This is a genomic window from Ochrobactrum sp. S1502_03, from assembly GCF_044435015.1.
GTDB classification, from domain to species: Bacteria; Pseudomonadota; Alphaproteobacteria; order Rhizobiales; family Rhizobiaceae; genus Brucella; species Brucella chromiisoli.
Map to the genome: position 1 here is coordinate 1 of NZ_JAYEXN010000026.1, position 14,360 is coordinate 14,360.

The following is a 14,360-nucleotide window of genomic DNA, read 5'->3' on the forward strand; positions in this document are numbered from 1 at the left end:
TCCGATTGAAATCGAAGGTCATGTTACCCTTTAAATAAGGGGTCCCGTTTGGATGCCGATAACCCCTCAAATGGGGTCCTTATTCCATGCTTAATGACAAGAAGACTTCCAGTGCTCGCAGATAGCGGGACATTTGATCGGCATCGATAGTGACTATGGATATACTCGCGGCCCCGGTGGAACGGTATATGGGAAAATCTGGAACGGATCAGCCATAGTTGAGCCCGGTCCAGAGACACAGCCCATTCCGGATGAAATCAGTCGTCGCCAGTTTTTCCAGCAACTGGCGGCAATGGGGATCATCAGCAAGGCCGAAGCGCTTGCAGCAATGCAAGGCGGGGTTATACCGGCCCCGTTACAAGTCATTATCGACCAACTCCCAACAGACGATGACCGATTTGAAGCCCAAATGTTTGTTGTAGGCGCTCAAAACTTCAATCGTTTGCACTGGCTCACTGATAAAGTGCGGCAGGCTATGGCGTGGACATTGGAACAAAGAGACGATTTCTGGCGTGATGCGGCAAAGCTTTAACGGCTGTCAGAACTGGAAATAAATGAAACTGACCGGGTTTTCGCCGCCGATCACCATTAAGCAGTAGACCCAAAGACCGGCCCAAACGATTGCTCCTGTACGCCATGGCAGAAGGTAGCGTTCGACAAAGCTCAGGCTGGTTGGCCCAACAACTGCGACGATGGCTCCCACGGCAATTATCCAGTCAGATTTATCAAGTCCGCCGATCCCGTCCGAACCGGCAAGGCCGCTGAATACTGAACGTGCCGTCGAGAAGTCTGGGGAACGGAATAGTACCCAACCGGCCATGACGAATAACATTGTAAGGAGCCAACCGACTACAGCGGGCAGTTGAACTGCACTCGCTTGCCAATATCGGCAGACAATAAGGCCGATGCCATGCATTGCGCCCCACACCACGAACGTCCACCCCGCACCATGCCAAAGGCCGCAGAGCGTCATCGAAACCATTGTGGCGACGATGAACATTGCCTGACCGGCACGTGATCCGCCCATCGGGATATATAAGTAGTCGCGGATATAACGCGATAGCGTCATATGCCAACGCCGCCAAAAATCACGGATTGAAGTGGCCCGATAAGGCACATTGAAATTGATGGGAAGTTTCAAACCCATCATCAGCGACATGCCGATTGCCATGTCAGTGTAGGCCGAAAAGTCGAAATACAGTTGGAGCGAAAAGGCAAGTACGCCCATCCAGCTATCAAGCAATGGTTGGGGCGACATGGCGGAGGCTGCGAACATCGGATCGGCAATCGTTGCCAACGGATCAGCGATCAGGAGCTTTTTTGCAAGACCGAGCGTCAAAAGCACAAAGCCGCGCCCGAGTCTTTCATCTGCACCGGGCCTTAGCGGGTCTTTCTCAAACTGCTCCACGATTTCATCATGACGTACAATCGGACCAGCAATGAGACGCGGGAAAAAAAGCACGAAAAGCATGAAGCGACTAAAGCGATAATGCTTCTGGTGGCCGCGCATCTGATCAGCAAGGTAGGAAACGAGCTCGAAGGTGAAGAACGAAATGCCAATCGGAAGAACCCAAGACGAATGCGGCAATGGAAAGCCGATAAGCGCTTCAATATTCGATATGAGAAAGTCCGAATATTTGAATAGGCAGAGCACGCTCAGGTTAATGGCGATCCCGATCCAAAGCACAGCACGCAGTCTGTATCTGAAGAAAAGTTCCGCACATAGCCACGTAAGGATAGCCTGCCCGAGCAACAGCGGGACAAATCGCGCATCCCACCAACCGTAAAAGATTAGCGAGGCGACAATCAAAACTCCTATGCGCACTTCGGTTCTGTGTGCAGCCAAGAAATAGAAGGTCAGGGTCAGCGGCAGAAAAATTAATAGGAAAAGCTGTGTCTGAAATAGCATCTGATTAATTCTTTGCAGCTGTCACGTGGAGAATGTCGGTTGATTTTCCGTCTCTATACGCTTGCCCCATGGCCTTTATGATCTGCGTTCCGAGTGGAAGCCGGTAATGCATCCGATCCCAATAATTTAAATCATTGGTCGTGAAAGGCGAAGCAAACGCCATGTCGAGTACAGGGACTCGCCGCTTTTCTGCAATGCTCTTGATACGCAGAGCGCATTCGTTTTCAGCTTGGGCGGCTATTGTTCCGGGAGCCGCCTGAGCCATGACGTTGACAGGCATATGCACAATCAGCGTGCGGGTATCATGAGGGATTTGGTTCAGCGTATCTACCAGCCAGCCAAGAGCGGGGAAATTCAGTTTCGCCAGTGCGTCAGGATCAAGAAGCGAGCTATCTGGCTGAGCCAATGGCTTTTCATGGATATGTGCAAAAGCGCGTTCCGGATCGTAATTTTCTTCTCCGGGTGTGAAGTCGCCAAAGCCCGCTTCATCTTGGTACTTATCTCTTGAGCCGGTCGCCACCTTTACTGATTTGCGAAGGGCGTCCCAGAGCTCAAGGTTCAGTATGTCTGCTACATCGTTGAACGGGTTTTCATCGTAAAACGTTTCTGGGAAAAGCCGAAAAGTAACACGCTGCTTATCAGCCGCTTGGTTGCACCAGATCATTTTATCCAGCGAAAGAATAACGGTTTTCGGCTCGCTGACGTGTCGCAAGAACAGTCGCGTCAACTGAGTTTGTTCCCACGCAGTAGCAGCATCCATGGAGAGGTTGGCGAACTTGCCGCCGAATTCTTGCTCCAAATCTTGCGGGTTGAGCAGGCGCGAGGAGGACGTGCCAAAAATCGCTGACTGATAATGACCAGACCGAACTATCGAAGGATATGAATACCGCTGATTATTGTCAGAAAAGACCTGTGAAAACCGGGTTATTGGGAAATTCCCGAAAGGATTGAGAACGAAAACAGCCAAGAAAAGGAGGGCTACGCTCCCGTAAGCGCTGAACAGAACCCAGCGTGAAAACGCACCCCACTGCCGGGACGGTGGGCTATCTGCGTTAGCCTCAAAACGTTCATCGCTTCTTACAAAAGACTGCAAATACACTGAGACGGCGCTTAAGGCCCGCATAATTCCCCCAACTCAAAGAGCCCAACCGACTTCCAAACATTCCGCAGTTAACACAGCGGCGTCGGTTTTGGAAACATTCAGACATAATTGTCCAAGCTCCTGTTCGATCCTTACGGCGTTTTGACGCGCCGCGTCAGGGCTCTGGATTATGAGCAGATCAATGCAACCGCCCGAGTGGCGGTTTTTTTACGCCCGAAAGGAAAACCAATGGATAAAACCGTGCCAGCCGGTGCGGCGCTTTTGCTCGACTTCATTTACCGAACCGATGCAGGGAAAGCGCCTCCTGATTGTTATCAGGTCATTTTCGGCAACCGGCAGAACCGGCTTGCAAAGCCAATCACCAAGATGACGCTTGGCGATCTCGTTGACGCACAGAAAAACTGGTCAAGCAAGGCGTGGGTAAAGGCGAACTGGGGCTATACAACCGCTTCGTCAGCGGCTGGCGCGGCTCAGTTCATGCGCGCCACGCTTCAGGATCTCGCCAAGGAGCTTGGCCTGAAGGGAACCCAGATATTCGACGCGAACTTTCAGGACCGGCTTGCTTTCCATTTGCTGAAGCGGCGCGGCTATGAAGATTTCATGGCCGGAAAGATCAGCCGCACCGAATTCGGCAAGCGGCTTGCTCAGGAATGGGCGTCATTCCCAGTTCTGGCCGCAGTGCAAGGCGGGCACCGAAAGCTCAAGCGCGGCGAAAGTTACTATGCGGGCGACGAACTGAATAAGGCGCTGGTCAAGCCGGAAACCGTCGAGGCGCTTTTGGACAAGGTGAAGGTCGCAGGAAATGCCGTCGCGCCGCCTCCAAATGCCCCAAGCGACAACGCGGAAGCTCCTAGTACGCCCGGAACCGCTGTCAGCCCGACAGCTACCACGAGCTTCTGGGCTGATTTCTTCAAAGCAATTCTCTCGTTTTTCGGGAAGGGCAAATGATGGACATCGCGTTGCTCATCCCGGTTATCCGACAAGTTTTGCAGATCGCGGGCGGTTTTCTGATCGCTCGCGGTTGGCTGGACGATGGCGCAGCTGACGCCCTGATAGGCATCATCGTAAACGCAATCGTCTTTGGCTGGTGGCTGATCGACCGTCACCGGATCAACAAGAAGAACCGCGAGCTCAAACAAGTGAAGGGAGGGGAAGATCATGCTTGAAGCCATATTCGCTCTAGTCGCCGCTTCGAATGGATGGGTGGCGTATATCGCTCTGGCTATTGCTGGGGCGCTCGGCCTGTACTTAAAGGGCCGTGCAGACGGTAAGGGTGTCGAAAAGACGCGGCAGAAAGATGAAAACTCAGCTGCCCGATCTGTTGCCGATGAAATTGACGCAGCGGTCGCGGGCCGCGAGCCTCAGCAGAACCGCGGAAGGCTATCGAAATGGTCAAGGTGATTGCACTTGGCTCGCTATGTCTGCTCTCGGCATGCGCCAGCCCACAAGGCTCGTTCTGTTTGGTCGCGAGTCCTTTGCGGCCTTCTCCTGTCGCTCTGGCGGCTATGACTGATCGGGAGGTATCAGCGATGTTGGCTCATAATGAACGCGGTGCAAGAATGTGCGGATGGAAGGCATGACGCCAATGGACACAGAAGCACCGACCGTAAACCGCATGATCGAGCTTCCAGACCATACGAAAGAGTTCCTTTCGAAGCTGGATGACAAGGATATCTCGAACCTCGAAGGCGTAATGACCCTATGGGAAACGCTGCAAACGTTGGGGCGCGTTGGTAAATGGGTAGCAATTACCGTTCTCGCGATCATCGTTGGCATTGCTTCGCTCTACGAGAACACCCTCAAACTTTGGGGCTACTTTCATAAGTAAGCGGAAATCGTGTAGCGCGCTGCCAAGTGAAGTTGCGCGCTACGCCATTCTATCCCCAAGAGTCACCCAAGGTTATATGTGTCACGAGGCATATGCGCTCGTGGTGACACTTTGGTGACACGAGATTATATGAAGTGTTGAGAACGGGTGCTAAGTGCTTGATTTTACTGGTGCCGCTTACGTGACTCGAACACGTGACCCCATCATTACGAATGATGTGCTCTACCAACTGAGCTAAAGCGGCAAGGAACAAGGGTTCCTAACTCCGGTGGGAGTATCGATTGTTTTCAAATCGAACGCTGCGCTGATAACCAAAACCGTAAAGGAAAGCAAGGCCCAAAACGTGCAATCTTGATGTTTGTCTCAGACCTTGCCTTATAACGTTAAAATGAGTGCTATTATCCGTTCGTGCAAATGCGAGCACGCGCTGCAATATATTCATGTTCAAGTTTGTCAACAAGCTTACCTGCAGGCGTAATCTCTTTCACAGCACCAATTCCCTGTCCGCACCCCCAGATATCTTTCCACGCTTTTGCACCTTCCTGCTGGGCCTTTTCGAAGTCCATTTTCGATGGATCTGCTTCGGGAAGATGATCCGGATCAAGGCCGGAGCCCGCTATGGATGGTTTAAGATAATTGCCTGAAATACCTGTGAAATAGTTCGAATAAACGATGTCTGAAGAGTTTGAATCGACAATCATCTGTTTATAGCCATCAGAAGCGCGGGACTCTGTGGTCGCAATAAAGGGAGAGCCGATATAGGCAAGGTCTGCGCCCATGGCCTGTGCAGCGAGAATTGCGCCACCATTGGCGATTGCGCCGGAAAGCAGCAGCGGTCCGTCAAACCATTCGCGGATTTCCTGGATGAGTGCGAAAGGCGAGAGCGCCCCTGCGTGGCCGCCAGCACCTGCTGCAACAGCTATAAGGCCATCTGCACCTTTGCGGATGGCGGAATTGGCATGACGATTGTTGATAACGTCATGGAGAACGATGCCGCCATAGGAGTGAATTGCATCATTTACTTCCGGCACAGCACCCAGTGATGAAATAACGATGGGGACTTTGTATTTCACGCAGAGGCCAATGTCGTGTTCAAGCCGTTTGTTGGAGCGGTGGACAATTTGGTTAACCGCAAAAGGTGCGGCAGGGCGATGCGGGGTTGCCGCATCATGAGCGGCAAGATTTTCGGTAATCTCGGCCAGCCAATCATCAAGCTGGGCTTCGGGCCGTGCATTGAGCGCGGGAAAAGAACCGACAATACCTGCCTTGCATTGCGCCAGCACTAAAGCCGGATTTGAGATGATAAACAGTGGCGCTCCGACCACGGGAATGCGCAGCCTGTTTTTCAAAATATCCGGCAATGCCATTTTATCCTCCAAAAATTGACGTTTGCGTAAACGTAATAGTTTTAACATGGCTTTCGCCAACCACAACATGAAAATTTGAATGGATATAAAGGGCTGCATAAGGCGTGAAATGGTGGTTTTTCCACCAAAGGTTGGGGGAAAATACGTCTTAAAGTTAAGAATTGGTATCTTTGACAGGTGTTGCGGGTAGCCAAAATGGGTTCAGAACAGGTAAATGCCTTGATTCAGACGTTAATTTCGCTGAGGCTTATCTAATATTACCGTATCTAAGGACTCAGGTAGAATACGCAAACTCGGAATATGAGAACCCAGGAAGAACGGCCCTTTGGAAAGTATCGAACGCGCAATCAGAAATGCATTCGCAAAGTCGGATGCACATAACCCTGCCACCCGTCAGCGTATCTACGAAGCGGCCTGGGGCGCGCATGAGCGCGCGCTGGTGTCCAATTCAGCGCTTAGCGAAGAGCAGAGGCAGCAGCGTCGTCAGAAGGTGAAAAATGCGATCTCGGAAATAGAAGCCGAGTTTAAGTCTTCTCAGGCGGCCAGTGCTATGCGCGAGCCAACGCTGGACTCGCCTTATTCCGCCGACCCTGTGTTGGATGGAGGCGCTTTTGACGCTGGTCCCGCGCTCGATACTGCGGACATTCGTTCGGCATCCAAAAAGAACAAGCGTGCATCGGCCGATCTTGGTTATGAAGCGGGTGTTTCGCGCAAAGACCGCAAGAAAAAGCGGCGTTCGCCGTTTTTGAGTTTCGGTGTTCCAGTGCTGGTCATCGTTGTGCTGGGACTGATCGGCTTTTCGCTCTATAACAGCTTTGCCGATTTCACACGCGGCGGCAGTTCAAGCCCGCTTCTGACAGACAATCGTATGGCTCCGATCAAGGAAGGTGAAGATCCGGAAGGACGCACCTGGATCAATATTTTTACACCCGCCGATGCAACGCGGATGTCAGTGCAGGGCGGTGCCACGGCTGAAATCATGCGCGAAGGCACGAACAGCTTTGCGCGGCTTCAGTCGAAGGGCCCAAATGACAGCGTGACGTTTGATGTGGGCGAGGGCGTGCTCAGCCAGCTTGCAGGCAAGAAGGCAACGTTTGACATTGTTGCCCGCAGTGAAGATGGCAAGCCAACACAAATGTCGGTCAATTGTGATTTCGCGGGTCTCGGCGATTGCGGACGCCGACGCTATGACGTTCGGGATTCTGTGAGCGACTTTCTGTTCGACCAGGATTTTGCGAAGGCTGAGGCCGGTGGTCGCGCAGGCAAGATTACCATCAATTCCGATCTCAGTGGCGCAGGCAAGCCTGTTGATATTTTTGCTATCCGCGTCACAACGGCTGTTGAGTAATCAGCTTAACAGTTTTTCCAGCGTTTCAAGCCGATCCGCTTCGCGCGGCGGCTTGTCCCAGCGCAGCCGAGAAAAGCGCGGAAAGCGCATGGCGACACCAGACTTGTGACGGCTGGAGCGGTTGAGGCCTTCAAAGGCAACTTCCACCACCAATCCATGATCGGGCTCGGCCCGAACGGACCGCACCGGACCAAAGCGCTCAAGCGTGTTTTCGCGCACAAATTTGTCGAGAAGTTTTAGCTCCTCATCGGTGAAACCGAAATAGGCTTTTCCGACCGGGACGAGAGCGGGATTTTCTTCCGGTCCTGTCCACACGGCGAAGGTGAAATCTGAATAATAGCTTGAGCGCTTGCCATGCCCACGCTGTGCATAGACCACAACAGCATCGACTGTGAATGGATCGCGCTTCCATTTGAACCATGGGCCTTTGGGCGTCCCGGCACATAGGCGCTGTCATGCCGTTTGAGCATAAGCCCTTCGATCACCGGATGCGGTGGATTAAGACGCAATTTCGCGAGTTCATCAAAGTTCGAAAATTGAAGGACCGGCGACAGATCAAAGCGTCGTTTATCAAGCTTTTCAACGAATTGAGTGAGCCGCGCGCGTCGTTCTGAGAAGGGCAGTGCGCGCAGATCTTCACCAGATTGCTGCGTGCCCTCGTGCAAAAGATCATAGGCACGGATGAAGGCCGGATATTCGCGCAATTGTTTGGCTGTCACCGTTTTGCGATTAAGCCGCTGCTGTAAATCGGAAAATGTCGCAGTTTCTAGACCCGTTTCGCCATGGTGGCCAACAAGCAATTCGCCATCAATAGAGCCTTCGAAATCCATGGCCTCCAGCACATCGGGAAAGGCGGAAGAAATATCGTCGCCGGTGCGCGAATAAAGCCGCCGCACACCGTTTTCTGCAACGGCCTGCACGCGAATTCCATCCCATTTCCATTCGGCGCTATAGGCAGATGGATCAAGCGAGGGAATTTCGACCTCATCCAGCGCCGTTGCCAGCATGACGGGTCGGATTGGTGCGTCGGCAGTGGCGGCAGGCTTTGGGCCATGACCCTCAAGCCATGCAAAAAGTGCCGTGAAGGGCGGCGTCTGTCCGTGCCAGAGTTCTTCGATTTCCACCACATCCACACCGCCAAAATCTGCCAGTGCCTGCTTGGCAAGACGGGCGGAAACGCCGATGCGCAAGCCCCCGGTCACTAGCTTCAAAAGCGCATAACGCTCTGATATGCCAAGCAGATCGAGCCAGCCAGCCACAAGCTGCGGCCCCTCACGGCGTGAGGCGTTTTGCAACTCATGCACGACAACGCTGAGCGGCAGGTTGGCACCCGCAGGCGTTTCTCGCGGACCGGGCCAGATCAGCGAAATCGTTTCGGCAAGATCGCCGACATAATCATAGTAATAAGCAAAAAGCGTAGGGTCCGTGCGCTCGGTAATCAGTGCGCGCAGCATAGCAGGCTTGACGCTTTGCAATTCCAGATCGCGGGTGATGGCTGAAAGTGCAAGGCCACGATCAGGATCAGGTGTGGTGCGGAAATAATCGATCAGCAGTCGCAATTTGCCATTGCGCTGGGGTGTGAGGACAAGGCGGTCGAGAAGTTCAGCGAAAGCACGCATCAATCGCCCTCATCTTCGTAGCCGATAAGATGGAGCGGGCGCGCTGGGATATTTTGCAGCTCGCACCAGCGCACCAGCGCTTCTTCACGCCCATGTGTCACCCAGACTTCCGCAGGTTTTATCTCGCTGATGGTTGTGGTCAGCTCGTCCCAGTCACAGTGATCAGATATGATGAGTGGCAGTTCGACACCGCGTTGCTTTGCGCGCTGGCGGATACGCATCCAGCCCGATGCAAAGGCGGGTAGTGGATCGGGGAAACGTCGTGCCCAGCGATCGGCAAATGCGGAGGGTGGGCCGACGACGATCTTGCCAGCAAAATCGGGCGCAGCTTCACCACGTTCGAGCGTTGCAGGTTCCAACCGACCAAGATCGATCTCTTGTGTGCGATAATAATCGCAGAGCTTTTGCAGGCTGCCGTGAATATAGATTGGCTCGTCATAACCCGCATCGCGAATGAGTTTTATAACGCGCTGCGCTTTGCCAAGCGAATATGCCCCCACCAGATGCGCGCGTTCAGGAAATTGTGTGAGTGATTTCCGCAAAGTTGCAATTTCATGCGCCGCTTCGGGATGGCGAAATACGGGCAGTGCAAAGGTCGCTTCGGTGATAAAAACATCACAGGTAACAGGCTCAAAGGGCGCGCAGGTTGGATCGGCGGCACGTTTATAATCGCCTGAAGCGACAATGCGCGTGCCATCTTTTTCAACTGCAATTTGTGCGGAGCCAAGCACATGGCCTGCCGGATGAAAGCTGACGGTGACGCCGTTTACATTTAGCACTGCGCCTAAATCGGCCGATTGTGTGCTGCCTGCGAAATCTGCACCATAGCGGATTGCCATGATGTCGAGCGTCTGTTGCGTCGCAAGCACATGAGCATGTCCGGCACGCGCATGATCGGAATGTCCGTGGGTGATCAGCGCGCGATCAACAGGCCGCACCGGATCAATGTAAAAATCGCCGGGCGGGCAATAGAGACCTTTGGGTGTGGAACGCAGCAACTGATCATAGCGCATGATTTATTAGATAGGTCAGTAACTTCCCGCTGAAAAGAGCGCGCAAAACGAACTTCTCACAAAATGAGAACAAAAGTGAACAAATCTCTTGGCGAGACGCCTCGTGAGCACTAGATTGAGTGCGTGACACTGAACCTGACACCCACTTCTAAGGCCGCTGCCTTTCACTTGCCAGACCGTTTTATAAAATGGTTTGCGCAAAAGGGCTGGTCGCCGCGCGCGCATCAGCTTGAATTACTATCGCGCGCCGAGCAGGGGCAATCGACACTGCTGATTGCGCCAACGGGGGCGGGCAAGACGCTTGCAGGTTTTCTGCCTGCGCTGGTCGATCTGGAGCGGAGTGGCAGCAAAAAGCCTGGTATGGCAAAGCGCGGTGTGCATACGTTGTATATCTCGCCTCTAAAGGCGCTTGCGGTCGATATTCATCGAAATCTGACCATACCCGTCGAGGAAATGGGACTCGACATCACGATTGAGACCCGGACGGGTGATACACCCGCACATAAGCGTCAGCGGCAGAAACTCGCACCGCCTGATATTTTGCTCACTACGCCGGAGCAACTGGCTTTGCTTATTGCCTCTAAAGGGGCTGAGCAGTTTTTCAAGGGTCTGCGTTATGTGGTGCTGGATGAACTGCACTCACTGGTTATCTCAAAACGCGGTCATCTGCTTGCGCTGGGGCTTGCGCGTCTGCGCCTTCTGCAACCGCAAATGCAGACAATCGGTTTGTCGGCGACTGTGGCGCAACCTGACGAGTTGCGTCGCTGGCTGGTCGAGCAGGATGATACAGAGCCAAAATCCGGTCTGGTTACGGTTGATGGCGGGGCCAAACCCGAAATTACTATTCTCGATTCAGAGGAACGGGTGCCGTGGGCGGGGCATTCGTCGCGCTATGCGATCCCGGATATTTATGAGGCTGTCCGCACGCATCGCACGACGCTGCTGTTCGTTAACACGCGCAGTCAGGCGGAGATGCTGTTTCAGGAGCTTTGGCGCGTCAACGAGGACACGCTGCCGATTGCCCTGCATCACGGCTCACTCGATGCCAGCCAGCGCCGCAAGGTGGAACAGGCGATGGCGGCGAATACTTTGCGCGCTGTCGTTGCCACCTCAACGCTCGATTTAGGCATTGACTGGGGCGATGTCGATCTGGTCATTCATGTCGGCGCACCAAAGGGCGCAAGTCGACTTGCGCAGCGGATCGGTCGCGCCAATCACCGTATGGATGAGCCGAGCCGTGCCATTCTGGTGCCTGCCAATCGCTTCGAGGTGCTGGAGTGCCGTGCGGCGCTCGACGCAAATTATCTTGGCGCGCAGGATACGCCGCCGCTGATTGATGGCGCGCTGGATGTTCTGGCGCAGCATGTGCTGGGCATGGCCTGTGCCGAGCCCTTCAACGCCGACCAGCTTTATCGGGAAGTACGAAGTGCAGCACCTTATTCCAGTCTCTCACGCGAAACCTTTGACCAAATTCTCGATTTTGTGGCGACCGGCGGCTATGCGCTCAAGACCTATGAGCGTTTTGCTAAAATCCGCAAGACTGTTGATGGCACATGGCGGGTTTCAAACCCGCGCATCGCGCAGCAATATCGCCTGAATATTGGTACGATTGTCGAAGCGCCGGAGTTGAATGTCCGGCTTACGCGTGGCGGCAAGGGCGCAAATGCGAGAGGCGGTCGTGTGCTGGGCCGCATTGAAGAATATTTCCTCGAAACGCTGACACCGGGCGACACATTCCTATTTGCGGGCAAAGTGCTGCGATTTGAAGGCATTCGTGAGAACGAATGCATGGCTTCCAACGCTGCCGGACAGGATGCCAAAATTCCCGTCTATGCAGGTGGAAAATTTCCGCTTTCCACTTATCTCGCATCTGAGGTGCGCGCCATGTTGGCGGATCGTTCGCGCTGGCAGTTCCTGCCGGAACAGGTGCGCGAATGGCTGGAAGTGCAGGCGTTTAAATCCGTTCTGCCGCGAGAAGACGAGTTGCTGATCGAAACGTTCCCCAAAGGCGGGCGTTTCTATATGGTCGCCTATCCGTTTGAGGGCAGGCTGGCGCATCAGACGCTTGGCATGTTGCTGACCCGCCGTCTTGAGCGCATGGGTGCGCATCCGCTCGGCTTTGTCGCGACCGATTATTCGCTGGGGCTTTGGGGCCTCAAAGACATGGGTGCGATGATTGGTTCTGGCAAATTAAGCCTCAAACAGCTGTTCGATGAAGACATGTTAGGGGACGATCTCGAAGCATGGCTTGATGAAAGCTATCTCCTGAAGCGCACCTTCCGCAATTGTGCCGTGATTTCGGGGCTTATCGAGCGACGACATCCGGGGCAGGAGAAAACGGGCCGTCAGGTGACGGTTTCGACTGATCTGATCTATGATGTGCTGAGAACCCACGAACCGGACCATATTTTGCTACAGGCAACGCGTGCCGATGCGGCAGCCGGGCTTCTCGACATCAAGCGTCTTGGCGACATGCTGGCGCGTGTGAAGGGCCATCTGCTGCATAAGCCGCTGGCGCGTATTTCTCCGCTGGCGCTGCCTGTGATGCTTGAAATCGGGCGCGAGCGCGTGGCCGGTGAGGGCGATGATATGCTGCTTGAAGAAGCAGCCGATGATCTGATTAGAGAAGCAACGCAATGAGTATAGCAGTCTGGGGAAATGGTGAGGCTTATAGTCTGGCGCATGCGGAATTGTGCGGCGTTGCGACGATCTACGATCCTTGCGGCGCACTCTTTCTGCCGGACCTCGATATGCTGGTGGTTTCGGATTTGCATCTTGAAAAGGGCTCGTCTTTTGCCCGGCGTGGACAGCTCATTCCGCCTTATGATACGGCTGCCACACTCGACATGCTGGCTTCGGTCATTGCGCGCTATCAGCCGCGAACCGTTATCAGTCTCGGCGACAGTTTTCACGATGCAAAGGCCAGCGAGCGTCTCCCATCGTTATATGCGATCCGTCTTAAATCGTTGATGGAACGCCGCGACTGGTTCTGGATTACCGGCAATCATGACCCTGATCGCCCAGCCGATTTGCCCGGCGATTGCGTTGAGGAGCTTGCAATCGGACCGCTGAGTTTCCGTCATGAGCCATCGCGCTCAAAGGCAGAAGGCGAGGTGGCAGGCCATCTTCATCCGGCAGCACGGATCATCCGGCGAGGGCGGTCGGTGCGGCGTCCATGTTTTGCGAGCGACGGCGAAAGGCTGATCATGCCTGCATTTGGTGCTTATACGGGCGCGCTCAATGTGCTGGATCGCGCGTTTCGCGGGCTGTTCGTTGATGCAAGCTTGCGTGCCTATATGCTGGGGCAGGGCAAAATTTACCCGATTGCGCATAGTGCGCTGGTCGGTGGTTAGTCTTTTCTGAAAAGAATTCGTCCGGCCCAACCGGTGAAGACAGCTAAAAACACGGCAAATAAACCGTAATAGAAGCTGTATTTGTGCGCTGCATCATAGATGCTCTGCTCCACACCGGCTTTCACAATTTCAAGGCTGGCATTGGCTTCGCGCAGAAAAACACCGTTGCGAAATAACAGCGCTCGCGCCTTATGACGCCCCACGGGAACATTGGCAGAAAGGTTCAGCGTTGCACGAAACAGGGTGCGGGAGAGAAATTCAACACCGCCGATGCGCTGACTGTAAAGGCCTTGGCGGATTTTCATTTCGCGCAGTTCATTACCAAAGGTCAGGATATTTCCTGAAAGGCTCGCCGGATCTTCGGGCCTGAGATAAAAATTACGAACGCCGACCGAAAGCTGGCGGTATAGCTTGTCATCTGCGATGTCCTGAAGATTACGCGTCGAAGCGAGCGAATAGGACAGTGGCACGCCAAGAAATGTTTCAGAATCTGCATTGACCCAGACACCGAGATAACGCTCCTTCTTGCGCACGACGAGATCGCGGGATGGGCCTTGTAGCACGACGATAATATCATAGCGCCCCTGACGCTGGATCACTGGGTCGGCATTGTCGAGTGCGCCGAAAATGGTAAGGTCTGTACCGCCAAAATTAGAAGTGATGGCAATTGTTTCGGTCGAAAGACCGATCTCAATTGTCTCTTCGGCCGGGTTTTGCAATTGCGGCACAGTATTTCCATCGCCGCTTGAATTGATCTGCGCAGATGCCGGGAATGCTGCAAAGCTGAATAACACAACTGATATGAGCGTGAGTTTCCTCAT

General features: G+C 53.8%; 13 protein-coding genes, 1 tRNA gene and 1 pseudogene. 8 read left to right on the top strand and 7 right to left on the bottom strand.

The annotated features are described in order from the left end of the window. The first annotated feature begins 133 nt into the window (after positions 1 to 133). Entirely contained in the window at positions 134 to 532 is a 399-nt protein-coding gene (locus tag VBH83_RS14700; protein ID WP_396998410.1) for a hypothetical protein, read from the top strand. Positions 533 to 538: 6 nt separating this feature from the next. Here the strand turns inward: VBH83_RS14700 and VBH83_RS14705 are convergent, their stop codons facing one another. Both VBH83_RS14705 and VBH83_RS14710 read right to left on the bottom strand, forming a co-directional pair. Beyond that, a complete protein-coding gene (locus VBH83_RS14705) occupies positions 539 to 1,909 on the bottom strand; it encodes an MBOAT family O-acyltransferase (RefSeq protein ID WP_396998411.1) in 1,371 nt (456 codons plus the stop codon). A 4-nt stretch (positions 1,910 to 1,913) separates the two neighbouring features. Continuing rightward, on the bottom strand, positions 1,914 to 3,032 hold the full coding sequence (locus tag VBH83_RS14710; protein WP_396998412.1) for a hypothetical protein: 1,119 nt from the start codon (positions 3,030 to 3,032) through the stop codon (positions 1,914 to 1,916). A gap of 207 nt (positions 3,033 to 3,239) precedes the next feature. On the opposite strand from VBH83_RS14710, the gene VBH83_RS14715 reads away from it, so the two are divergent. The 4 genes from VBH83_RS14715 to VBH83_RS14730 all read left to right on the top strand — a co-directional run bounded on the left by VBH83_RS14715 (position 3,240) and on the right by VBH83_RS14730 (position 4,839). Beyond that, positions 3,240 to 3,959, top strand: coding sequence for a hypothetical protein (locus tag VBH83_RS14715; protein ID WP_396998413.1), 720 nt, complete (start codon positions 3,240 to 3,242; stop codon positions 3,957 to 3,959). After that, positions 3,956 to 4,177 carry a hypothetical protein gene (locus tag VBH83_RS14720; RefSeq protein WP_396998415.1) on the top strand — a complete coding sequence of 74 codons (222 nt, stop codon included), beginning with the start codon at positions 3,956 to 3,958 and terminating at the stop codon, positions 4,175 to 4,177. Before VBH83_RS14715 ends, VBH83_RS14720 begins: the two co-directional genes overlap by 4 nt. Beyond that, positions 4,170 to 4,412 (top strand): hypothetical protein, encoded by a 243-nt coding sequence (locus VBH83_RS14725; RefSeq protein WP_396998417.1) that lies wholly within the window; start codon positions 4,170 to 4,172, stop codon positions 4,410 to 4,412. The genes VBH83_RS14720 and VBH83_RS14725 overlap by 8 nt, the downstream gene beginning before the upstream one ends. Before the next feature lie 184 nt (positions 4,413 to 4,596). Beyond that, complete coding sequence (locus tag VBH83_RS14730) at positions 4,597 to 4,839, top strand: hypothetical protein (RefSeq protein ID WP_396998445.1); 243 nt, start codon at positions 4,597 to 4,599, stop codon at positions 4,837 to 4,839. Positions 4,840 to 5,007: 168 nt separating this feature from the next. On the opposite strand, the gene VBH83_RS14735 is transcribed toward VBH83_RS14730, so the two are convergent. Both VBH83_RS14735 and VBH83_RS14740 read right to left on the bottom strand, forming a co-directional pair. Beyond that, positions 5,008 to 5,083 (bottom strand) — tRNA-Thr (locus tag VBH83_RS14735). A gap of 154 nt (positions 5,084 to 5,237) precedes the next feature. Continuing rightward, positions 5,238 to 6,206 carry a nitronate monooxygenase family protein gene (locus VBH83_RS14740; RefSeq protein ID WP_265985780.1) on the bottom strand — a complete coding sequence of 323 codons (969 nt, stop codon included), beginning with the start codon at positions 6,204 to 6,206 and terminating at the stop codon, positions 5,238 to 5,240. Positions 6,207 to 6,531: 325 nt separating this feature from the next. Here VBH83_RS14740 and VBH83_RS14745 point away from each other — a divergent pair, with 325 nt between their 5' ends. After that, positions 6,532 to 7,554, top strand: coding sequence for a hypothetical protein (locus tag VBH83_RS14745; RefSeq protein WP_265985779.1), 1,023 nt, complete (start codon positions 6,532 to 6,534; stop codon positions 7,552 to 7,554). Here the strand turns inward: VBH83_RS14745 and VBH83_RS14750 are convergent. Next, positions 7,555 to 9,173: pseudogene (locus VBH83_RS14750) on the bottom strand (cisplatin damage response ATP-dependent DNA ligase). Then, the gene (locus tag VBH83_RS14755; protein ID WP_265985777.1) at positions 9,173 to 10,186 is read right to left on the bottom strand and encodes a ligase-associated DNA damage response exonuclease; all 1,014 of its coding nucleotides are present in this window, start codon (positions 10,184 to 10,186) and stop codon (positions 9,173 to 9,175) included. The pseudogene VBH83_RS14750 and the gene VBH83_RS14755 overlap by 1 nt, the downstream one beginning before the upstream one ends. A gap of 123 nt (positions 10,187 to 10,309) precedes the next feature. Here VBH83_RS14755 and VBH83_RS14760 point away from each other — a divergent pair, with 123 nt between their 5' ends. Together VBH83_RS14760 and pdeM are read left to right on the top strand one after the other, a co-directional pair. Beyond that, a complete protein-coding gene (locus VBH83_RS14760; RefSeq protein ID WP_396998420.1) occupies positions 10,310 to 12,826 on the top strand; it encodes a ligase-associated DNA damage response DEXH box helicase in 2,517 nt (838 codons plus the stop codon). Beyond that, entirely contained in the window at positions 12,823 to 13,539 is a 717-nt protein-coding gene (gene pdeM / locus VBH83_RS14765; protein ID WP_265985775.1) for a ligase-associated DNA damage response endonuclease PdeM, read from the top strand. Before VBH83_RS14760 ends, pdeM begins: the two co-directional genes overlap by 4 nt. On the opposite strand, the gene VBH83_RS14770 is transcribed toward pdeM, so the two are convergent. Continuing rightward, positions 13,536 to 14,360 (bottom strand): TIGR02186 family protein, encoded by an 825-nt coding sequence (locus VBH83_RS14770; RefSeq protein WP_265985774.1) that lies wholly within the window; start codon positions 14,358 to 14,360, stop codon positions 13,536 to 13,538. The two genes, pdeM and VBH83_RS14770, sit on opposite strands and share 4 nt — an antisense overlap.

Bases quoted from the DNA above. Each gene is read 5' to 3' on its own strand.
- VBH83_RS14705 (WP_396998411.1), bottom strand. From the start codon at position 1,909: ATGCTATTTCAGACACAGCTTTTCCTATTAATTTTTCTGCCGCTGACC.
- VBH83_RS14710 (WP_396998412.1), bottom strand. From the start codon at position 3,032: ATGCGGGCCTTAAGCGCCGTCTCAGTGTATTTGCAGTCTTTTGTAAGA.
- VBH83_RS14715 (WP_396998413.1), top strand. From the start codon at position 3,240: ATGGATAAAACCGTGCCAGCCGGTGCGGCGCTTTTGCTCGACTTCATT.
- VBH83_RS14720 (WP_396998415.1), top strand. From the start codon at position 3,956: ATGATGGACATCGCGTTGCTCATCCCGGTTATCCGACAAGTTTTGCAG.
- VBH83_RS14725 (WP_396998417.1), top strand. From the start codon at position 4,170: ATGCTTGAAGCCATATTCGCTCTAGTCGCCGCTTCGAATGGATGGGTG.
- VBH83_RS14730 (WP_396998445.1), top strand. From the start codon at position 4,597: ATGGACACAGAAGCACCGACCGTAAACCGCATGATCGAGCTTCCAGAC.
- VBH83_RS14740 (WP_265985780.1), bottom strand. From the start codon at position 6,206: ATGGCATTGCCGGATATTTTGAAAAACAGGCTGCGCATTCCCGTGGTC.
- VBH83_RS14755 (WP_265985777.1), bottom strand. From the start codon at position 10,186: ATGCGCTATGATCAGTTGCTGCGTTCCACACCCAAAGGTCTCTATTGC.
- pdeM (WP_265985775.1), top strand. From the start codon at position 12,823: ATGAGTATAGCAGTCTGGGGAAATGGTGAGGCTTATAGTCTGGCGCAT.
- VBH83_RS14770 (WP_265985774.1), bottom strand. From the start codon at position 14,360: ATGAGGAAACTCACGCTCATATCAGTTGTGTTATTCAGCTTTGCAGCA.